Annotated in this window: 16 protein-coding genes; 5 read left to right on the forward strand and 11 right to left on the reverse strand. The window is 71.6% G+C overall.

Annotated elements, in window-relative coordinates; genetic code table 11:
- Positions 1-886 precede the first annotated feature (886 nt).
- Positions 887-1,915: a tryptophan--tRNA ligase gene (gene trpS, locus AB0L75_RS03680; RefSeq protein WP_365176433.1), complete on the forward strand. Its 1,029-nt coding sequence runs from the start codon at positions 887-889 to the stop codon at positions 1,913-1,915.
- An 85-nt stretch (positions 1,916-2,000) separates the two neighbouring features.
- Here trpS and proC read toward each other — a convergent pair whose 3' ends face one another.
- From proC to AB0L75_RS03710, 6 genes are all read right to left on the reverse strand, one after another.
- Positions 2,001-2,813 carry a pyrroline-5-carboxylate reductase gene (gene proC, locus AB0L75_RS03685; protein ID WP_365174905.1) on the reverse strand — a complete coding sequence of 271 codons (813 nt, stop codon included), beginning with the start codon at positions 2,811-2,813 and terminating at the stop codon, positions 2,001-2,003.
- Positions 2,814-2,881: 68 nt separating this feature from the next.
- Positions 2,882-3,655 carry an ABC transporter permease gene (locus AB0L75_RS03690; protein ID WP_365174907.1) on the reverse strand — a complete coding sequence of 258 codons (774 nt, stop codon included), beginning with the start codon at positions 3,653-3,655 and terminating at the stop codon, positions 2,882-2,884.
- Complete coding sequence (locus AB0L75_RS03695; protein ID WP_365174910.1) at positions 3,652-4,503, reverse strand: ABC transporter ATP-binding protein; 852 nt, start codon at positions 4,501-4,503, stop codon at positions 3,652-3,654. Before AB0L75_RS03695 ends, AB0L75_RS03690 begins: the two co-directional genes overlap by 4 nt.
- A 68-nt stretch (positions 4,504-4,571) precedes the next feature.
- Positions 4,572-5,348 carry a class I SAM-dependent methyltransferase gene (locus AB0L75_RS03700; protein ID WP_365174912.1) on the reverse strand — a complete coding sequence of 259 codons (777 nt, stop codon included), beginning with the start codon at positions 5,346-5,348 and terminating at the stop codon, positions 4,572-4,574.
- A 138-nt stretch (positions 5,349-5,486) separates the two neighbouring features.
- Positions 5,487-6,011, reverse strand: a complete 525-nt coding sequence (locus AB0L75_RS03705; RefSeq protein ID WP_365174914.1) for an EamA/RhaT family transporter — start codon at positions 6,009-6,011, stop codon at positions 5,487-5,489.
- Between the two features lie 102 nt (positions 6,012-6,113).
- A complete protein-coding gene (locus AB0L75_RS03710; RefSeq protein ID WP_365174916.1) occupies positions 6,114-6,419 on the reverse strand; it encodes an SH3 domain-containing protein in 306 nt (101 codons plus the stop codon).
- A gap of 178 nt (positions 6,420-6,597) precedes the next feature.
- Between AB0L75_RS03710 and AB0L75_RS03715 the strand changes: the two genes are divergently transcribed.
- The gene (locus AB0L75_RS03715) at positions 6,598-8,691 is read left to right on the forward strand and encodes a serine/threonine-protein kinase (protein ID WP_365174919.1); all 2,094 of its coding nucleotides are present in this window, start codon (positions 6,598-6,600) and stop codon (positions 8,689-8,691) included.
- An 81-nt stretch (positions 8,692-8,772) separates the two neighbouring features.
- Here the strand turns inward: AB0L75_RS03715 and ilvD are convergent, their stop codons facing one another.
- From ilvD to AB0L75_RS03735, 4 genes are all read right to left on the reverse strand, one after another.
- Positions 8,773-10,626: a dihydroxy-acid dehydratase gene (gene ilvD / locus AB0L75_RS03720; RefSeq protein ID WP_365174921.1), complete on the reverse strand. Its 1,854-nt coding sequence runs from the start codon at positions 10,624-10,626 to the stop codon at positions 8,773-8,775.
- Between the two features lie 118 nt (positions 10,627-10,744).
- Entirely contained in the window at positions 10,745-11,356 is a 612-nt protein-coding gene (locus AB0L75_RS03725; protein ID WP_365174923.1) for a TetR family transcriptional regulator, read from the reverse strand.
- Positions 11,353-12,165 carry a sugar phosphate isomerase/epimerase gene (locus AB0L75_RS03730; protein WP_365174925.1) on the reverse strand — a complete coding sequence of 271 codons (813 nt, stop codon included), beginning with the start codon at positions 12,163-12,165 and terminating at the stop codon, positions 11,353-11,355. The genes AB0L75_RS03725 and AB0L75_RS03730 overlap by 4 nt, the downstream gene beginning before the upstream one ends.
- A 175-nt stretch (positions 12,166-12,340) precedes the next feature.
- Positions 12,341-13,273, reverse strand: a complete 933-nt coding sequence (locus AB0L75_RS03735) for a Ppx/GppA phosphatase family protein (protein ID WP_365174927.1) — start codon at positions 13,271-13,273, stop codon at positions 12,341-12,343.
- Between the two features lie 71 nt (positions 13,274-13,344).
- Between AB0L75_RS03735 and AB0L75_RS03740 the strand changes: the two genes are divergently transcribed.
- Positions 13,345-14,205: a hypothetical protein gene (locus AB0L75_RS03740; protein ID WP_365174929.1), complete on the forward strand. Its 861-nt coding sequence runs from the start codon at positions 13,345-13,347 to the stop codon at positions 14,203-14,205.
- Positions 14,206-15,311: 1,106 nt separating this feature from the next.
- Here AB0L75_RS03740 and AB0L75_RS03745 read toward each other — a convergent pair.
- Complete coding sequence (locus AB0L75_RS03745) at positions 15,312-17,009, reverse strand: hypothetical protein (protein WP_365174931.1); 1,698 nt, start codon at positions 17,007-17,009, stop codon at positions 15,312-15,314.
- Positions 17,010-17,253: 244 nt separating this feature from the next.
- On the opposite strand from AB0L75_RS03745, the gene radA reads away from it, so the two are divergent.
- Complete coding sequence (gene radA / locus AB0L75_RS03750; RefSeq protein ID WP_365174933.1) at positions 17,254-18,663, forward strand: DNA repair protein RadA; 1,410 nt, start codon at positions 17,254-17,256, stop codon at positions 18,661-18,663.
- An 80-nt stretch (positions 18,664-18,743) separates the two neighbouring features.
- Positions 18,744-19,868: a DNA integrity scanning diadenylate cyclase DisA gene (gene disA / locus AB0L75_RS03755; protein ID WP_365174935.1), complete on the forward strand. Its 1,125-nt coding sequence runs from the start codon at positions 18,744-18,746 to the stop codon at positions 19,866-19,868.
- The last annotated feature ends 172 nt before the right edge of the window (positions 19,869-20,040 follow it).

A 20,040-nucleotide genomic window follows, 5' to 3' on the forward strand; every position in this document is an offset into this window, starting at 1 on the left:
TGTGTTAAGCACGCCGCCAGCGTTCGTCCTGAGCCAGGATCAAACTCTCCGTGAATGTTTTCCCGTAATCGGGATGAACACCACGAGAGCGGTGCGAGAGGAGGAATGATCCTCTCGCACACAGCGTCCTCGCTGTGTTATTTCAAAGGAACCTCGCCCCAGCAGATGCTGGAGACGGGGTATCAACATATCTGGCGTTGATTTTTGGCACGCTGTTGAGTTCTCAAGGAACGGTCGCTTCCTTTGTACTCACCCTCTCGGGCTTTCCTCCGGGCTTCCCTTCGTTCTTGCGTTTCCGACTCTATCAGATCTTTTCTCGATCCGATTTCCTCGGTGCTTTCCAGGTTCTCGCTTCGCTTTCGCTCGGCGTTTCCCTTTCCGGCGGTTCCGACTCTATCAGATCCTTTCGGCGTCTGACTCCCAGTCAGGGGGGCTTGTCTTCCCGGCCGCTGGGCCGTTCCGACGAGTGAGACTTTAGCGGATTCCGTGCTCCCGAGCTAATCGGGGGCTGCGTCCTTTCGAACGCGGATTCCTCATTTCGCAAATGCGCGCACCAAAACAGACGGCGCCGCAGCGTCGAATGCTGGTTGGTACTTGCGGAATGGCTGTCCGGGGACCGACCGAAGTCGGCGCTCACGTCGGACAACCCGGAGAACACTACGCATCGGCATGAGGCGTGTCAACTCTTGTCCGGGGAGAGCCCCCAGGGCGTACTCTGGTGGGCATGACGACGCGTACGTGTACCCAGCTTTGGTGGGCCGCCTGACGGCGGCCGTACTCACGTATGCATCCAACGGCCGCCGCTTCGGCGGCCGTTCTCGTATCTCCTCCGGACTCCGGGGGCCGGCCGCAGGAGCGGCGGTCCCGACCAGGAGGTGGAGTGGAGATGACGCGGGTCTTCAGCGGGATCCAGCCGACCGGGCATCTGACGTTGGGCAACTACCTGGGAGCCCTGCGGCGCTGGGTGGAGACGGACCAGCACCAGGCTGACGCGCTGTTCTGCGTCGTGGATCTGCATGCGCTGACCGTGGACCAGGATCCGGCGCGATTGCGCAGGCTCAGCCGGCAGACCGCGACGCTGATGCTGGCGGCCGGGCTCGATCCCGAGGTGTGCACCGTGTTCCTGCAGAGCCATGTCGGCGAGCACACGAGACTGTCGTACCTGCTGGAGTGCGTGGCGACCGACGGTGAGATGCGTCGGATGATCCAGTACAAGGAGAAGACCGCGAAGGTGCGGGAGCGCGGCGGGACCGTGCGGCTGTCGCTGCTGACGTATCCGGTGCTGATGGCGGCGGACATCCTGGCCTACGGCGCGGGCGAGGTGCCGGTCGGCGACGACCAGGTGCAGCATGTCGAGCTGGCGCGGGATCTGGCGGTGCGGTTCAACCAGCGGTACGGGCACACGTTCGTGGTGCCGAGGGCGACCCGTCCGGGGGTCGCGGCGCGGGTGATGAATCTGCAGAACCCGACGGCGAAGATGGGGAAGTCCGACGACTCGGGTCTGGGCGTCGTCTATCTGCTCGACGAGCCGGACGACATGAGGAAGAAGATCATGCGTGCCGTCACCGACAGCGGGCGGGACGTGGAGTACGACCGGGAGGCGCGGCCGGGGGTCGCGAATCTGCTGGAGATTCTCGCTGCGTGCACGGGCGGGAACCCTGAGTCACTGGCAGCCGTTTACGACTCGTACGGTGCTTTGAAGAAGGACACCGCGGAGGCCGTGGTGGAGGTTCTCAGGCCCGTGCAGGCCAGGCACAGGGAGCTGTGCGCGGATCCTGCCTTTGTGGAGGGGGTGCTGCGGGATGGTGCGGAGAAGGCGAGGGCGATGGCCCGGCCGACCGTCGATGCGGCGTACCGGGCGATCGGGCTGTTGCCGCCCGTGTTCGATACGGCGTTGAGCCCGGCCGGCCGTTAGGCGACGCAGCCTGCCCGTGGCCTCGGGCGGGCTCGGGCGGGCGGGGGCGGGCGGCTGGTGTCGGGCCGTCGCCCCCGGCGCCGGGTCAGTCCTTCTTGCCGGAGGCGAGTTCGCGGCTGCGGTCGCGGGCGGCTTCGAGGGCGGCGATGAGGGCGGCTCGGACGCCGTGGTTCTCCAGTTCGCGGATGGCGTTGATGGTCGTGCCGGCCGGGGAGGTGACGTTCTCGCGGAGTTTGACGGGGTGTTCGCCGCTGTCGCGGAGCATCACGGCGGCGCCGATGGCGGACTGGACGATGAGGTCGTGGGCCTTGTCGCGGGGCAGGCCGAGCAGGATGCCGGCGTCGGTCATGGCCTCGACCAGATAGAAGAAGTACGCGGGGCCGGATCCGGACAGGGCGGTGCAGGCGTCCTGCTGGGTCTCGGGGACGCGGAGCGTCTTGCCCACGGCACCGAAGATCTCCTCGGCGTGCGCGAGGTGCTGTTCGGTGGCGTGGCTGCCGGCGGAGATGACCGACATGGCCTCGTCGACGAGGGCCGGGGTGTTGGTCATGACGCGGACGACCGGGGTGCCTGCGGCCAGGCGCTCCTCGAAGAAGGAGGTGGGGATACCGGCGGCGCCGCTGATGATCAGGCGGTCGGCGGGGACGTGCGGGGCCAGCTCGTCCAGGAGGGTGCCCATGTCCTGCGGCTTGACCGTGAGGATGAGGGTGTCGGCGGTCTTGGCTGCCTCGGTGTTGGTGACCGGGGTGACTCCGTAGCGGGTGCGGAGTTCTTCGGCGCGTTCGGGGCGGCGGGCGGTGACCAGGAGGTCGGCCGTGGCCCAGCCGGCCCGGATCATTCCGCTGAGCAGGGCTTCGCCGATCTTGCCGGTGCCGAGGACTGCGACTTTCTGGCTCATGGGGGTCATCCTCGCACCGGGTCCGCGGGGTGCGGGTGGTTGTCCGGCAGGCGGGACACGGGCGGGGGTCAGGTCGTGCGGCGCCGGAGGGTGGCCGCACCCAGGGCCAGGACGAGCAGCGCGCAGCCGGCCACGATCAGGACGTCTCGTACGAAGGTCGCGGTCATGTCGGTGTGGTGGAGGACCTGGTTCATGCCGTCGACGGCGTAGGACATCGGCAGGACGTCGGAGATCGCGGTCAGGGCGGGGTGCATGTCGGACCGGGGAGCGAACAGGCCGCAGAGGAGGAGCTGGGGAAAGATCACCGCGGGCATGAACTGGACCGCCTGGAATTCCGAGGCCGCGAAGGCCGAGACGAAGAGACCGAGGGCCGTGCCGAGCAGGGCGTCGAGGAGGGCGACGAGGAGGAGCAGCCAGGGTGAGCCGGTGACGTCGAGGCCGAGCAGCCACAGCGCGAGTCCGGTGGCGAGGGCGGACTGGACGATGGCGAGGGCGCCGAAGGCGAGGGCGTAGCCGGCGATGAGGTCGGCTTTGCCGAGGGGCATGGAGAGGAGGCGTTCGAGGGTGCCGGACGTGCGCTCGCGCAGGGTGGCGATGGAGGTGACGAGGAACATCGTGATCAGCGGGAAGATGCCGAGCAGGGATGCGCCGATGTTGTCGAAGGTGCGGGGGCTGCCGTCGAAGACGTAGCGCAGCAGGATCAGCATCAGGCACGGGACGAGGATCATCAGCGCGATGGTGCGCGGGTCGTGGCGGAGCTGGCGCAGGACCCGGGCCGCGGTGGCGGTGGTGCGGGAGGTGTTGAGCGCGCCGGTGGGGGCGGCCGGGGCGGTCGTGCTCATCGGGTTGTCCCCTCGGTGTGTCGGATCGTCTCCTCGGTGTGTCGGATCGTCTCCTCGGTGTGCCGGGTCGGCTCCTCGGTGTGCCGGGTCGGCTCCGGGGTGCGGGCCGCGGTGGCGGCTTCGTCGACCAGGCGCAGGAACGCGGCCTCGACGGTGTCGGTGCCGGTGCGGGTGCGCAGGGCGTCGGGGGTGTCGTCGGCGAGGATCTCGCCCTCGCGCAGGAGGAGGAGGCGGTGGCAGCGCTCGGCCTCGTCCATGACGTGGGAGGAGACGAGGAGGGTGGCGCCGCGGGTGGCGGCGATGTCGTGGAAGAGGTTCCACAGGTCGCGGCGCAGGACGGGGTCGAGGCCGACGGTGGGTTCGTCCAGGACGAGGAGTTCCGGGGTTCCGAGCAGGGCCACGGCGAGTGAGACCCGGCTGCGCTGGCCGCCGGAGAGGGTGCCGGCGACCGCGTCGGCGTGGCTGGTGAGGTCGACGTCGGTGAGGGCGCGGGTGACGTGCTCGTGGCGTCGTTCGGCGGCGGCTCGGCCGGGGTCGAGGATCGCGGCGAAGTAGTCCAGGTTCTGGCGGACGGTCAGGTCGTCGTAGACGGAGGGGGCCTGGGTGACGTAGCCGATGCGGCTGCGCAGGGTGGGGTGGCCGGCGGGCCGGCCGAGGACGTTCAGGGTGCCGGTGACCTTGGCCTGGGTGCCGACGATGGCGCGCATGAGGGTGGATTTGCCGCAGCCGGAGGGGCCGAGCAGGCCGGTGATCTGGCCGTGGGGGACGGTGAAGCGGAGGTGGTGCAGGACGGTGCGGGGGCCGCGGACGACGGTGAGGCCGTCGGCCTGCACGGCACTATTCATCATGTGATGAATAATTGGCTCCGGCAGGCCGGGCGTCAAGGGCGGTGGCAGGGAAGAGCGGCGGCCCCGGGTCAGGGCTTGGTGGCGACGAGGAGGAGGACGTCGTAGGTCTCCTCGACGATGCCGTCCGGGAAGACCTTCAGCAGGTGGGCGCGCTCCTCTTCGAGGAAGGCGGTCCTGCGCTCGGCGGGTGTGAGGAGGAATGCCGAGTGGCTGCCGAGGTTGGCGAGATGGGTGTCGATCGTGACCCGGCGGCTCCAGCGGACCTCCCGGCGGCTGAAGTCGAGACGGCCGCTCGGGTCGGCCAGTTCCGTGCGACTGCCGTCCCGCTGCTGGGCGACGATGTCCACGCCGAAGAAGGCGCCGATACGGGCGGCGGCCTCGGCGATCCACTCGACGTCCCGGGCGTCGCCGTTCCACCACAGCGCCAGCGCGCCGCCCGGCCGCAGCACCCGCAGCGCCTCCGGCACCGAGCGGGCGGTGTCGGTCCAGTGCCAGGCCTGGGCGTAGGTGACGAAGTCGGCGGAGGCGTCGGCGACGGGGAGGGCGTTGCCGTTGCCGCGGACGATCGGGAGATGCGGCAGCCCGCGGCGGAACTCGGCGGCCATGCCCTCGCCCGGTTCGACGGCGAGGACGTCGGCGCCGCGGTCGTGCAGGAGGGCGGTCGCGATGCCCGTGCCGGCACCGACGTCCACGACCCGGGCACCGGACAGGGACCGGCCGGCCAGCTCCTCGACGGTGTCGAAGAGGGCGGGCGGGTAGGAGGGCCGGTTCGCGGCGTACTGGGCGGCGGCGGAGTTGAAGGAGTGCGCGCGGGTCGCGGGCGAGGGCGGTGGAGTCGTGGTCATGCGGACAAGCACACCACCTCGGGCAGCCGGCCTCCATGACGTACGGACGGCTTGGGGCAAGTCGCTTGTGACGCCGGGGTGTTGGCGGAAGGGAGCGGCCTGGCCGGAGGCATCGCTCAGTGGCCGGTGGGGCCGGTGTCAGCGGCGGCGCTTCTTCTTCGACGGGTTGCCGGTGCGCCGGGAGGAGCGGCGCTCGTACGCCTCGCGGGCCTGCTCGTACTCCTCGCGGTGCAGCTTCTCGCCCGGGGCCTCGGTGAGGGAGCGGAAGAAGTAGGCGAGGAGGGAGCCGACGAAGCCGATGGCGAGCAGGCCGCGCAGGGAGGCCTGGCGCTGCGGGTCGTGGCGCTTGCCGAAGCCTTCCCAGGTGTTGCGGAAGGCGAGCGCGCTGCAGATCGCGAACATGGCGATGATCAGCACGGTCACGAAGGAGCCGGTGTCGGCGATCTGGATGCCTTCGTAGGCGAAGCGGAGGACCAGGCAGGAGGCGACGGCCGCGGCGAGGGAGCCGAGGGCGGCGCCGGCACGGCGGGCGGTGTAGCCGTGGTCGTGGTTCACCCAGGTGGTGCCGAAGAAGCGGAGGGGCTCGGGTCGGGGGCCGCCGCTCGGGGCCGCGTCGCCCGGGGAGCCCGTCGGGGTGTCCGGGGTGCCGGTCTCGTCGCTCACGGAACGATTATGGCGCCGGACGGGGACGGGCTCCCGGCGGGGTCCGGCGCAGCGCGGGGCGCTTCGCCCGGGGAGCAGGTCAGCTGAAGCGCGGGGCGCGGGTCAGCTGCAGCGCGGGGCGATGTAGCCGTCGCTGCCGGTCTGGACGTAGGCGTCGGAGACGTACTCCCCGTTGTTGATGTTGTCCCAGATGTCCGTCGTGCCGTACGGGCCGGAGACCCTGGTGCCCGAGGCCTGGCAGAAGACCGGGACCTTGGCGCCGAGGGGCAGGACGCGGACGATGTTGTAGTCGGTGCCGGGGCCGCTGCGGACGTTCAGGCGGCAGCCCGGGGCGACGGAGTAGTAACGCAGCGAATCCGTGGCGGCCTCGGCGGCCTCGGCGGCCTCTGCGGCGCGGTCTACTGACATGAAAGCCCCCCGTTCCACCCCATGGCGGTCATGGGGTCTGTCGATGTGCCCGGAACGAGCCACGGAACACCTGTGCGCGACTCGCGCGCGAAGGCTAGCAAGCCGCCTCTGTCTCGCACGAGTCATCGACTAGGCTCCGTGCGTCGCGCGCGCGGATGAACAGCACGGGGGTGGTCCCATGGCGCCACGCAGGAACACGGGAGCGGGCGCGGAAGCGGAACTTCCCGAGTACGCCGGTCACTACCGTCTGGAATCGTCTTTGGGCTCGGGCGGCATGGGGGTCGTCCATCTGGCCCGCAGCACCTCCGGGATGAAGCTCGCGGTGAAGGTCGTACACGCCGAGTTCGCCAGGGATCCCGAGTTCAGGAGCCGTTTCCGGCAGGAGGTGGGGGCCGCCCGGAGGGTGAGCGGCGCCTTCACCGCGTCCGTCGTGGACGCCGATCCGGAGGCTGAACGGCCCTGGATGGCCACGCTGTTCATTCCCGGTCCGACCCTCTCCGACGAGGTGAAGCGGAACGGTCCCTTGGCCGCTCCGCAGTTGCGCCGGCTGATGGCGGGGCTGGCGGAGGCGTTGCGCGACATCCATCGGGTGGGGGTCGTCCACCGGGATCTGAAGCCGAGCAATGTGCTGCTCGCCGAGGACGGGCCGAAAGTCATCGACTTCGGTATCTCCCGCCCCAAGGACAGTGAACTGCGCACCGAGACCGGCAAGTTGATCGGTACGCCGCCCTTCATGGCACCCGAGCAGTTCCGGCGGCCGAGGGAGGTCGGGCCCGCCGCCGACATCTTCGCGCTCGGGTCGGTGATGGTGCACGCGGCCACCGGTCGGGGGCCGTTCGACTCCGACAGCCCGTATGTCGTCGCCTACCAGGTGGTGCACGACGAGCCCGATCTGACCGGCGTGCCGGAGAACCTGGTGCCGTTGGTGCTGCGCTGTCTCGCCAAGGAGCCCGAGGACCGGCCGACCCCCGATGAGCTGATGCGGGAGCTGCGGTCGGTGGCGGCCTCGTACGACACCCAAGCGTTCATACCGGCGCAGCGTACGGGCGGGGGACCGGCTCCGAAGCCGGACGCCGGGCGGCCCGAGGCCCCCGCCAGGAGGCGGGTCGGCAGGAAGGTGGCGGTGGGCGCCGGGGCGCTCGCTCTCGTCGCGGCCGCCGCGCTGGTGTCCGTCCAGCTGATCGGGGGCGACGGCGGTACGCCGGCCGGCCCGAACCCCCGGACCAGGGCGGCCGCGTTCAGCTCCTGGGCGGCCAGGCCGGTGCCCAAGGCGTCGGGGATGCCGCAGTGCTCGTACGGGGCGGGGAAGTTGCTGTGCGCGCAGCCCGGCGTGGTCTTCGCCCTCTCCCCGTCCGACGGAAAGCTGCTGTGGCGCCACCCGGTCGCGGCCAGGCAGGTGAGCGGACCGCCGGTCCTCTCGGCCGGATCGGTGCAGCCGTACACGGACGGCGGTGCGCAGCTCGCGGCGCTCCGGCCGGGTTCGGGGGACGAGGTCTGGAAGCGGCGGCTGCCCCGGGACACGACGGTCCGGTACACGGACGGGACGGCCCTGCTCACCGATGCCGGCGGCAAGGTCACCGGCGTCGACGGCGCGTCGGGCGCCACCCGCTGGAACCTCCGGATCGCCGGTCAGAGCAGGCCGTCGTTCGTCTCCTTCCCGGGCGACGCGCTGGCGTACGCCACCAGCACGTCCGGCGACGGATCGAGCACCCAGGTGTCCGCCGTGGACCCGCGCAGTGGTGACGTGCGCTGGCAGGCCCGGCTGAAGGGGGCGCTCACGCCGGTCGGGACCGCGGACGGCTCCGTCTTCTTCCTCTCCGTCGACCGTGTCTACGGGGAGACGAAGGCGGTCGTCCGCTACACCCCGGGGACCCGGTCGACGCAGCGCGTGGAGCTGCGGCTGGCCAGCCAGGCCGCCCAGGCCACCGTGCACGGGAACATCGTGTACCTCCTCGGCGCCGGCGGCTCCCTCGAAGCCGTGGACATGGCCGCGCGGAAGCACCTGTGGCGCATGGAGACCTCGGTGAGCCGTGGTTCGGCGCCCGTCGCGGACGACAGGTACGTGTACTTCACGGCGGGCGACGGGCGGCTCCTCGCCGTCGACGCCCGCCGGGGGGTTCTCGTCGGGCAGACGCCCGCCCGCCTCGGCGACGCCGCGACGACGATCGCGGGAGCGCCTGCCGCCCCCGTGCTGCACGACGACCACGTCTACGCCGGTGCTCCCGACGGCACCGTGTTCGGCGTGGCCGCCCGCAACCCGGCCGACTGGTGACCGCCGGCCGGTGACAGCCGACCGGTGACAGCCGAAGGGGCCGCCCCCGGCGGAGGCGGCCCCTGACGGTCGTACGGCGGCTCAGCCCAGCCTGGTCACATCGCGGACGGCGCCCTTGTCGGCGCTGGTCGCCATCGCGGCGTAGGCCTTCAGCGCCGCGGACACCTTGCGCTCGCGGTTCTTGGGGGCGTACACGCCGTTCAGGGACGCTTCGCGGCGGGTCAGTTCGGCCTCGTCGACCAGCAGCTCGATCGTGCGGTTCGGGATGTCGATGCGGATGCGGTCGCCGTCCTGCACGAGGGCGATGGTGCCGCCGGAGGCCGCCTCCGGGGAGGCGTGGCCGATCGACAGGCCCGAGGTGCCGCCGGAGAAGCGGCCGTCGGTGATCAGGGCGCAGGTCTTGCCGAGGCCGCGGCCCTTCAGGTACGAGGTCGGGTAGAGCATCTCCTGCATGCCGGGGCCGCCCTTGGGGCCCTCGTAGCGGATGACGACGACGTCGCCGTCCTTGACCTCCTGGGTGAGGATGCGCTGGACGGCCTCCTCCTGGGACTCGCAGACCACTGCCGGACCCTCGAAGGTCCAGATCGACTCGTCGACACCGGCCGTCTTCACGACGCAGCCGTCGACCGCCAGGTTGCCCTTGAGGACCGCGAGGCCGCCGTCCTTGGAGTACGCGTGCTCGACGGAGCGGATGCAGCCGTTCTCGGCGTCGTCGTCCAGGGCCTCCCAGCGTTCGGACTGGGAGAAGGCCTCGGCGGAGCGGACACAGCCGGGGGCCGCGTGCCACAGCTCGACCGCCTCGGGGGACGGGGAGCCGCCGCGGACGTCCCAGGTCTTCAGCCAGTCGGCCAGGGAGGGGCTGTGGACCGCGTGCACGTCCTCGTTGAGCTGGCCCGCGCGGTGCAGTTCGCCGAGCAGGGCCGGGATGCCGCCGGCGCGGTGCACGTCCTCCATGTAGTACGTGCGGTTCTTCGCGACGTTCGGGGCGACCTTCGCCAGGCAGGGGACGCGGCGCGAGACGGCGTCGATCTGCTCCAGGCCGAAGGGGACGCCCGCCTCCTGGGCGGCGGCCAGCAGGTGCAGGATCGTGTTCGTGGAGCCGCCCATCGCGATGTCCAGGGCCATGGCGTTCTCGAAGGCCTGGAACGTGGCGACATTGAGCGGGAGGACCGAGTCGTCGTCCTGCTCGTAGTAGCGGCGGGTGATGTCCATGACCGTGCGGGCCGCGTCGACGTAGAGCTGCTTGCGAGCGGTGTGGGTGGCGAGGACCGAGCCGTTGCCGGGGAGCGAGAGGCCGATGGCCTCCGTCAGGCAGTTCATCGAGTTGGCGGTGAACATGCCGGAACAGCTGCCGCAGGTCGGGCAGGCGTTCTCCTCGATACGGAGGATGTCCTCGTCGGAGATCTTGTCGTTGACGGCGTCGGAGATCGCGTCGACCAGGTCGAGGGTGCGGACCGTGCCGTCCACGAGCGTGGCGCGGCCGGCCTCCATCGGGCCGCCGGAGACGAAGACCGTCGGGATGTTCAGGCGCAGGGCCGCCAGCAGCATGCCCGGGGTGATCTTGTCGCAGTTGGAGATGCAGACCATGGCGTCGGCGCAGTGGGCCTCGACCATGTACTCCACGCTGTCCGCGATCAGGTCGCGGGAGGGCAGGGAGTAGAGCATGCCGCCGTGGCCCATGGCGATGCCGTCGTCCACGGCGATCGTGTTGAACTCGCGCGGGATGCCGCCCGCCTCCGTGATCGCCTCGCTGACGATCCGGCCGACCGGCTGGAGGTGGGTGTGGCCCGGCACGAACTCGGTGAAGGAGTTGGCGACCGCGATGATCGGCTTCCGGCCGATGTCCGCACCCGGTACACCGGAGGCGCGCATCAGGGCGCGGGCGCCCGCCATGTTGCGGCCGTGGGTGACTGTGCGGGACCTCAGCTCGGGCATCGTCGCTCGCTCCTTCGAAGACCTTCTGGCTATATGTCCAGAGAGTTCTGGGTGTCTACGAGACTACGCCGCCGCTCCAAGTGCTGGACACGGTTGTCCGGAATACGGGACAAGCATTTCACCGGTCCGTGAGGTGGTGCTGTACGACGGGGGCGACGCGCGCGATGATCTGCTCCAGGTCCGCCGACGCCAGCGGCTCCAGTTTGATCACGTAACGCATCATCGCCGTACCCACCAGCTGGGCGGCGGCCAGCTCGGCGCGCAGCTCCGGGTCCGGCAGGTCCACCTGGGCCGCGATACGGCGCAGCAGCTGGGAGGCGATCAGGCGGCGGAACACGGCGGCCGCGGTGTCGTTGTTGACGGCCGAGCGCACGATGGCCAGCAGCGGGACGCGGGTCGTGGGGTTCTCCCAGATACCGAAGATGAAGCGGGTGAGCCGCTCCCCCACCCCCTCCAGCGGTCCGTCGGCGACCGCGACCGGCGCGTCCAGCGCGGGCGCGAAGGCCACGGCGACGGCCGCCTCGAAGACCTGCTCCTTGGTGCCGAAGTAGTGGTGGACCAGCGCGGAGTCGACGCCGGCCGCCTTGGCGATGCCGCGGACGGACGTCTTCTCGTAGCCGCGCTCGGAGAACTCCTCGCGGGCCGCGGTGAGGATGCGGTCGCGGGTGCCCGCGGACTCCGTGCGCGGGGGTCTGCCTCTTCTGCGGCCGGACGGCTCGTTCTCGGTCACGGCCGGGGCACCCGTACCGCCGACGCCAGGTGCTTGCGGGTGAAGGCCAGGGCCTCGGCGAGGTCGGCCTCGCGCTCGGCGCTGGACATCGCCCGCCGGGTGTTGACCTCGATGACGACATGGCCGTCGAAGCCGGAGCGGGTCAGGTGCTCCAGCACCTCGGCGCAGGGCTGGGTGCCGCGGCCGGGCACCAGGTGCTCGTCCTTGGCCGAGCCCCGGCCGTCGGCGAGGTGCACATGGCCGAGGCGGTCACCCATGCGGTCGATCATGTCCAGGGCGTCCGTGCGGGCGGTCGCCGTGTGGCTGAGGTCGATCGTGAAGTGCCGGTAGTCGTGCTGGGTGACGTCCCAGTCGGGGGCGTAGGCGAGCATCTCGCGGTCGCGGTAGCGCCACGGGTACATGTTCTCGACGGCGAACCGCACGTCCGTCTCGCCCGCCATCCGCCAGATCCCGTCGACGAAGTCGCGCGCGTACTGCCGCTGCCAGCGGAAGGGCGGGTGTACGACGACGGTGGAGGCACCCAGCTTCTCGGCGGCCGCCCGGGCCCGCTGCAGCTTGACCCAGGGGTCCGTCGACCAGACCCGCTGGGTGATCAGCAGGCAGGGGGCGTGGACCGCCAGGACCGGAACGCCGTGGTAGTCCGACAGGCGGCGCAGCGCCTCGATGTCCTGGCTGACCGGGTCGGTCCACACCATGACCTCGACGCCGTCGTACCCGAGGCGCGCGGCGATCTCGAAGGCCGTCGCCGTGGACTCCGGGTACACGGAGGCCGTCGACAGCGCGATGGGCACGTCCGTTGGTTCAGCCACGTCCGTCACCTTAAGGGGTTGAGCGGCTCGGGGGTCGGGTGCCTGTTCGCCGTTGTGACGTTCGCCATTTGCGTGAGTGCGGGCGACTGCGGGTGCGTGGTCGCTCCTCGCGCCCACGCGGCGGAGCCGCACATCGATACAGCCCGCGCCCCTTTCGGGGCGCTGATTCGGGGCGCTAATCGGAGTTCATGTGATCGAGGCGCCGGAGGATCACGCCTTCCCGCAGGGCCCACGGGCAGATCTCCAGGCTCTCCACGCCGAACAGGTCCATCGCGCCCTCGGCGACCAGGGCGCCCGCCAACAGCTGACCGGCCCTGCCCTCGGACACCCCCGGAAGCTCACGGCGCTGGTCATCGGTCATGCCGGCCAGGCGCGGCACCCAGGCCTCCAGGGACTCGCGCTTGAGTTCCCGCTGGACGTAGAGGCCCTCGGCGCTGCGGGCGGCGCCGGCGATACGGGCGAGCTGCTTGAAGGTCTTGGAGGTGGCGACCACGTGGTCGGGGGCGCCGAAGCGGCTGAACTCGCCGACCGTGCGGGCGATCTCCGCACGGACGTGGCGGCGCAGCGTGCGCACCGCATCGGGAGCGGGCGGGTCGCCGGGCAGCCAGCCCGCGGTGAGCCGGCCGGCGCCGAGCGGCAGGGAGACGGCGGCGTCCGGCTCCTCGTCTATGCCGTAGGCGATCTCCAGGGAACCGCCGCCGATGTCCAGGACCAGCAGCTTTCCGGCGGACCAGCCGAACCAGCGGCGGACCGCGAGAAAGGTCAGACGGGCTTCCTCCGGGCCGGTGACGACCTGAAGCCGTACGCCCGTCTCCTCCTCCACGCGCGCGAGGACGTCATCGGCGTTGGTGGCCTCGCGGACGGCGGAGGTCGCGAACGGCAGCAGATCCTCGACACCCTTGTCCTCGGCGGCCTGGAGCGCGTCCCGCACGACGTCGACCAGCTTGTGGATGCCGTCGTCGCCGATGGCACCGCTGCCGTCGAGCAGTTGGGCGAGCCGCAGGTCGGCCTTGTGCGAATGCGCGGGCAGCGGGCGCGCGCCGGGGTGGGCGTCCACCACCAGCAGATGCACCGTGTTCGAACCCACGTCCAGGACACCGAGTCTCATATACGGAACGCTACTGCCAGATCGTCCGTCCACGGTCCCCGGAGCGGCCCTCGGCCACTTACCCTGGACGCGTGCCAAAGACGAAAAAGGCGAAGAACCACAAATCCTCCAAGGGATTGAAGGATTCTTCGCAGGCGAAGGCGTCCACGTCCAAGAAGTCCCCGCAGGCGGCCCCGAAGCGGAGCGACGAGAAGGGGCTCGACTTCGCGCGCGCCTGGGTGGAGTTTCCGGATCCCGCGGACGACGAACAGGTCTTCCGCTGTGATCTGACATGGCTGACCTCTCGCTGGAACTGCATCTTCGGCAGCGGCTGCCAGGGCATCCAGGCGGGCCGCGCGGACGACGGGTGCTGCTCGCTGGGCGCGCACTTCTCGGACGAGGACGACGAGAAGCGGGTCGCCGGGCATGTGGCACGGCTCACCCCGGAGATCTGGCAGCACCACGACGAGGGCACCCGGAACGGCTGGGTCTCCGAGGACGACGAGGGCTCCCGCCAGACCCGCCCGTACAACGGCTCGTGCATCTTCCAGAACCGCCCCGGTTTCGCGGGCGGCGCGGGCTGCTCGCTGCACATCCTCGCGCTGCGGGAGGGCCGGGAGCCGCTGGAGACCAAGCCGGACGTGTGCTGGCAGCTGCCGATCCGGCGGACGTACGACTGGATCGACCGCCCCGACGACACGCGCGTCCTCCAGGTCTCGATCGGCGAGTACGACCGCAGGGGCTGGGGCCCGGGCGGCCACGACCTGCACTGGTGGTGCACCTCGGCGACCTCCGCGCACGGCGCGGGCGACCCGGTGTACGTCTCCTACCGGGCCGAGCTGACCGAACTGATGGGCAAGGCCGGCTACGACCGCCTGGTCGAGCTGTGCGAAGCCCGACTGGCATCCCAGCTCCCCCTCCTCGCCCCCCACCCAGCCGACCCGCCCCGGTAACTCCACCACCCCACCCCCCCTCGCCCACCCACCCACCCGCCTCGGCCAACTGAAGGGGCACCGGCCGGGGCGGGCGACGGCATGGCGGGGCAGCGGTGGGGCAGCGGTGGGTTCGAAGCCGCATGGCCGGGGCAGCGGTCGGTTCGAGGGCGCTTGTCCTGGGGCGGTGGTCGGTTCGCGGCCGATGGGCAGGGTCGGCGGGGTGGGCCGCCAGCGGGTAGCCGGGGGCCGTGGTCGGTTCGACAGCCGCTTGCCCGGGGGCAGTGGTCGGTTCGTGGCCGATGGGCAGGGGTCGGCGGGTGGCCGCAGGTCGCGGACATTGGCGGAGTGCGCCGCAGGCCGCGGACAGTGGTCGGTTCGACAACGCTTGACCAGGGGTGGCGGTCGGTTCGACGACCGATGGGCAAGGGCCGGCGAGTGGGTCGCCAACCGCATGCCGGGGCACTGGTCGGTTCGGCGACCGATGGGCGGGTCGGTGTAGTGGACCGCCAGCCGCATGCCGGGGAACGGCACCGCAGGCGCCGGCAGCCGCTTGCCTGGCGATGGTCGGCGGCGCGCAAATCCCAGCACCTGCCCCAGGCCCCAGCCCTGGCCCAGCCTTGGCCCTCCCCCCGTCTCCGTCGGCCGTCGACGTCGCCCACCCCCAAGCCCCGTCCCAAGCGCCCCCGAGTCGCCCGCAAGCCTCCGCTTGCCGATATCGAACGCCGTCGGCATCGGGGAGCCAGAGGGCAAAGACGGCCGCCCACCGCCGCGCCCTCCCCCAGCCCCCTCGGCACCAGAAGGCCTTCGCGCCGGTATTGGACGCCCTCGGTATCTCAGGGCCGGAGGATGAAGACAGCCACCCCCCGCACCCTCCCCCTCCCAAGAACACCCCGAGCCGCCTGCAAGCCTCCACATACCGGTATCGCACGCTGTCGGCATCGCAAGGCCGGAGGACGAAGGCAAACGCCCACCCCAGCACTCCGGCCTCCCCCATAACCATCCCGAGCCGCCCGCAAGCCTCCGCGTACCGGAATCGCACGCCGTCGGCATCGGAGAGCCGGAGGACGAGGACACCGCCCCCGGCACCCTCCACGCCCTCCCCGCTCCCCCGCAAACAGCCACCCCTAGCTGCCAGAAGGGCTCGGTGTGTCTGTGGTGGACGGAGGTGGGGTCGGTGTCGGGGAGTCGGAGGGGGACGGTGGGTCGGTCGGGGTGGGGGGTGGGGATTGGGTGGGCGGTGGGGTCGTGGGGGTCGGAGGCGGGGTGCTGGGCGTGGGGGTGGTGGGCGAGGGGGTCGGTGTGGGGTGGCGGGTCGGGGCCTTGCCGTAGCCCTCGATGGTGACCACGGTGCCGGCCGGGGAGATCGCCAGCTGGGCGTGCCAGTGGCCGGAGGGCTCGCGGAGGTGGTCCACGTACACCTTGATCGTCAACGTTTCGCCGGGGCCGAGGGTTCCCGAGGACTGGCTGAGGTAGAGCCAGGGCGCCGAGGTGGACCCGGACCACCGGACCGGGGAGGAGTCGTCGGCGGTGAGGGTGATCAGCGTGGTGTCGCCGTCGTTCGCGGCGCTGACGTCAAGCCGCCCGGAGTTCTTCTCGCCCACCCCGGCGACGCTGACGACCTCCACGGAGACGTCCGCCGTGCCGTCCTTGCCGAGGTGCGCGCCGGGCTTCACGCGGGCGTTCCCGGCGTTCTCGTAGCCGCCTGCCGAGTCGCTGCCGAGGCCGTCGGGGCCCTGTGCCTCGTGCGCGGTGGCGGAGGGGCCGTCGCCGTCCGCCGTAGGGGCGCCCCGGTAGGCGGCCCACAGGGCGAGGACGGGGGCGGCCACCACCGTGGCGACGACGGTCGTCGTCACGGCACGCGCGCGTAGCCGGTCCCGGCGGGCCGCGCGGTCCTTGGGGTCCATCGGGAAGCCGCGCCGGTCGAAGCGGGGAGCCGCAGCGCCACGCGCGCGTGGGTAGTGGGCCAGGGCGATGTGGAGGGCCGCGCGGGGGGCCTCCAGGACGGGCAGTTCGGCGGGCGTGACCGTGGCGCCGGGCCAGTGGCCGGGGACGGCGCGCTCGGCGGTGCGGCGGCAGCGCGGGCAGTCGTCGACGTGCCGGACCAGCTCGCGGCGGAGGGCCGTGCTGAGGACGAGTCGGCTGTCCCCCGTGAGGTGGGCCACGCTGGGGCAGCCGCCGGTCTCGACGACGGCGAGGGCCGCACGGGTGCGCTCGACCTCGCAGGCGGCCGTGGCGAGCAGGTCGCGCGCGGCGGCGGGTTCCATGCCGAGGACGGCGGCGACCTCGTGCGCGGCGAGATGGTGGCGGACGGCCAGCTCCAGGGCCTCGCGCTGCTCGGGGGTCGTACCGGCCGCCTCCGGCCAGGCCAGCAGGGACAGTTCGCGGCGGCGCTGTTCCTGGACCTCCGGGGCCACCGACTGCTCGGGGACCTTGCTCGCGGCCGCGGTACGGCCTGCCGCATGGGTGGCCTGACGTTTCTGCTTGGCCTCGGCCAGCTTGCGCAGGCACGCCCAGCGGGCCAGCGCGTACAGCCAGGCCCTGCGATCGGCGGCGGCCTCGGGGAGGCGCTGTCCGCGCCGCTCGGCCAGCGCGAGGACGTCGCCGAGGGCGGCGGTGGCCGCGTCGTGGTCGCACAGCACCGACAGGCAGTAGGTGAACAGCCCGTCCAGGTAGGGGTCGTAGCGCGCCGGCGGCCGCTGGGCGAGGGTGCGCCCGGCGACGCGGTCGCGCCCTTCCCACGCCTCTCGTGCTGCACGCGCCTCGCGCTGCGCCCAGTGCGCGCCACTGGTGCGGGTGGTGGTCTCCGGGCTACTGCTCATCACCCGTGCGACCGTAGGCGGCGACGGAGTGCCCCTTCTCTCACCTTGAGCACTTTTAATCCGTACGGGTGAAACGATCCCTCATAAGGGGACAGGAACCCTTTGTTCCGTGGCTCGATCCCGACGGGTCATGGCCGATACCGGTTCACCCGCCGGCGCATCTCCGGCGAGGCCCCAGTCAGTGGCCCGGGGAGGACCTTCGGCGGCCCGGGGACCGGTTGTCAGTGGCGCGGGCTACGGTTTCCGCATGGCTGCCCGTACCAAGACCACCAAGGACCGCCCGTCCTACCGCTGCACCGAGTGCGGCTGGCAGACGGCCAAGTGGCTCGGCCGCTGCCCCGAGTGCCAGGCCTGGGGCACGATCGAGGAGTACGGCGCGCCCGCGGTCCGTACGACGGCCCCGGGCCGTGTCACCACCTCCGCGCTGCCCATCGGCCAGGTCGACGGCCGGCAGGCCACCGCCCGCCCGACCGGGGTGCCCGAGCTGGACCGGGTGCTCGGCGGCGGCCTGGTGCCCGGCGCGGTCGTGCTGCTGGCCGGCGAGCCCGGCGTCGGCAAGTCCACGCTGCTGCTGGACGTGGCCGCCAAGTCCGCGAGCGCGGAGCACCGCACGCTGTATGTCACGGGCGAGGAGTCGGCGAGCCAGGTGCGGCTGCGCGCGGACCGCATCCGCGCCCTCCACGACGAGCTGTATCTGGCCGCAGAGACCGATCTGTCCGCCGTCCTCGGCCACTTGGACGAGGTGAAGCCGTCCCTGCTGATCCTCGACTCGGTGCAGACGGTCGCCTCCCCGCAGATCGAGGGCGCACCCGGCGGCATGGCCCAGGTGCGGGAGGTGGCGGGGGCGCTGATCCGCGCCTCCAAGGAGCGCGGGATGTCCACGCTGCTGGTGGGCCATGTCACCAAGGACGGCGCGATCGCGGGGCCCCGCCTGCTGGAGCACCTGGTGGACGTCGTCCTGCACTTCGAGGGCGACCGGCACGCGCGCCTGCGCCTGGTGCGCGGCGTGAAGAACCGCTACGGCGCCACGGACGAGGTCGGCTGCTTCGAGCTGCACGACGAGGGCATCACGGGCCTGGCCGACCCGAGCGGACTTTTCCTGACACGTCGGGACGAACCGGTCCCCGGCACCTGCCTGACCGTCACCCTGGAGGGCCGCCGCCCGCTGGTGGCCGAGGTGCAGGCGCTGACCGTCGACTCCCAGATCCCCTCCCCGCGGCGTACGACCTCGGGCCTGGAGACCTCGCGCGTGTCGATGATGCTGGCCGTCCTGGAGCAGCGCGGCCGGATCAGCGCGCTCGGCAAGCGGGACATCTACTCCGCGACGGTGGGCGGGGTGAAGCTGTCGGAGCCGGCCGCCGACCTCGCGATCGCGCTCGCGCTGGCCTCCGCCGCCAGTGACACCCCGCTGCCGAAGAACCTGGTGGCCATCGGCGAGGTGGGCCTCGCGGGCGAGGTCAGACGGGTCACGGGTGTGCAGCGCAGGCTCTCCGAGGCGCACCGGCTGGGCTTCACGCACGCGCTCGTGCCGACCGATCCGGGCAAGGTGCCGCCCGGCATGAAGGTCCTGGAAGTGGCCGACATGGGGGACGCGCTGCGGGTGCTGCCACGCTCGCGTCGCCGAGAGGCCCCACGGGAGGCGGAGGAGCGCCGGTAGACTTTGCGCAGGTCTCGCCCGTCCGTACGAACCGAGTGCGGGTGCGGGGGCGCGTCAGAACCTGCGACCGGAGGAGTGCAGTGGCAGCCAACGACCGGGCAGCAGCTCCCGGAAAGTCCGGTGGGAGTGCCGGTTCCGATGGCCTGATGCGCGCCTCGCTGAGCGCCGTGGCTCCGGGTACGGCCCTGCGCGACGGCCTTGAGCGCGTCCTGCGCGGCAACACCGGCGGGCTCATCGTCCTCGGCTCCGACAAGACGGTCGAGGCGATGTGCACGGGCGGGTTCGTGCTGGACGTGGAGTTCACCGCGACCCGGCTGCGGGAGCTGTGCAAGCTGGACGGCGGCATCGTGCTGTCCTCGGACCTGTCGAAGATCCTGCGCGCCGGTGTGCAGCTGGTGCCGGACCCGACGATCCCGACGGAGGAGACCGGCACCCGGCACCGTACGGCGGACCGGGTCAGCAAGCAGGTCGGCTTCCCCGTGGTCTCCGTCTCCCAGTCGATGCGGCTGATCGCGCTCTACGTCGACGGTCAGCGCCGCGTCCTGGAGGACTCGGCGGCGATCCTGTCCCGGGCGAACCAGGCACTGGCCACGCTGGAGCGGTACAAGCTGCGCCTGGACGAGGTGGCCGGCACCCTCTCGGCGCTGGAGATCGAGGACCTGGTGACGGTGCGGGACGTGTCCGCCGTCGCGCAGCGACTGGAGATGGTCCGCCGTATCGCCACCGAAATCGCCGAATACGTGGTCGAACTGGGCACGGACGGGCGTCTGCTCGCACTCCAGCTGGAGGAGTTGATCGCCGGGGTCGAGCCCGACCGTGAGCTGGTCGTCCGGGACTACGTCCCCGAGCCGACGGCGAAACGGTCCCGTACGGTCGAGGAGGCGCTGTCCGAGCTGGACGCCCTGACCCACGCGGAGCTGCTCGAACTCAGCACGGTGGCGCGTGGGCTGGGCTACACCGGGTCTCCCGAGACCCTCGACTCCGCGGTGTCCCCGCGGGGCTTCCGGCTGCTGGCGAAGGTGCCGCGCCTCCCGGGCGCGATCATCGACCGGCTGGTGGAGCATTTCGGGGGCCTGCAGAAGCTGCTCGCTGCCAGCGTGGACGATCTGCAGACCGTGGACGGCGTGGGCGAGGCCCGCGCGAGGAGCGTGCGGGAGGGCCTGTCGCGCCTGGCCGAGTCCTCCATCCTGGAGCGCTACGTCTGAGTTCGGGCCGGGCGCCCGATAGCTCGGGAAGCATGGTGGTCCGGCGGCTGCGGGTGCACCGTGGCCGTCCACACAGTTCCCAGCGCCCCTGAAAGCAAGCTGCAGCTCAGCCACCCAAGGGGCGCGAGGAACCCCCGCACGCCCGCACCCGACGACGAACCGCGCCGCCCGC

The sequence above is a fragment of the Streptomyces sp. NPDC052101 genome, assembly GCF_040680235.1.
Taxonomy (GTDB): domain Bacteria; phylum Actinomycetota; class Actinomycetes; order Streptomycetales; family Streptomycetaceae; genus Streptomyces.

Excerpts from the sequence above, each read along its gene's own strand:
- radA (WP_365174933.1), top strand. The coding sequence starts at position 17,254 with ATGGCTGCCCGTACCAAGACCACCAAGGACCGCCCGTCCTACCGCTGC.
- AB0L75_RS03695 (WP_365174910.1), bottom strand. The coding sequence starts at position 4,503 with ATGATGAATAGTGCCGTGCAGGCCGACGGCCTCACCGTCGTCCGCGGC.
- AB0L75_RS03735 (WP_365174927.1), bottom strand. The coding sequence starts at position 13,273 with ATGAGACTCGGTGTCCTGGACGTGGGTTCGAACACGGTGCATCTGCTG.
- AB0L75_RS03715 (WP_365174919.1), top strand. The coding sequence starts at position 6,598 with ATGGCGCCACGCAGGAACACGGGAGCGGGCGCGGAAGCGGAACTTCCC.
- ilvD (WP_365174921.1), bottom strand. The coding sequence starts at position 10,626 with ATGCCCGAGCTGAGGTCCCGCACAGTCACCCACGGCCGCAACATGGCG.
- AB0L75_RS03710 (WP_365174916.1), bottom strand. The coding sequence starts at position 6,419 with ATGTCAGTAGACCGCGCCGCAGAGGCCGCCGAGGCCGCCGAGGCCGCC.
- AB0L75_RS03690 (WP_365174907.1), bottom strand. The coding sequence starts at position 3,655 with ATGAGCACGACCGCCCCGGCCGCCCCCACCGGCGCGCTCAACACCTCC.
- proC (WP_365174905.1), bottom strand. The coding sequence starts at position 2,813 with ATGAGCCAGAAAGTCGCAGTCCTCGGCACCGGCAAGATCGGCGAAGCC.
- trpS (WP_365176433.1), top strand. The coding sequence starts at position 887 with ATGACGCGGGTCTTCAGCGGGATCCAGCCGACCGGGCATCTGACGTTG.
- AB0L75_RS03700 (WP_365174912.1), bottom strand. The coding sequence starts at position 5,348 with ATGACCACGACTCCACCGCCCTCGCCCGCGACCCGCGCGCACTCCTTC.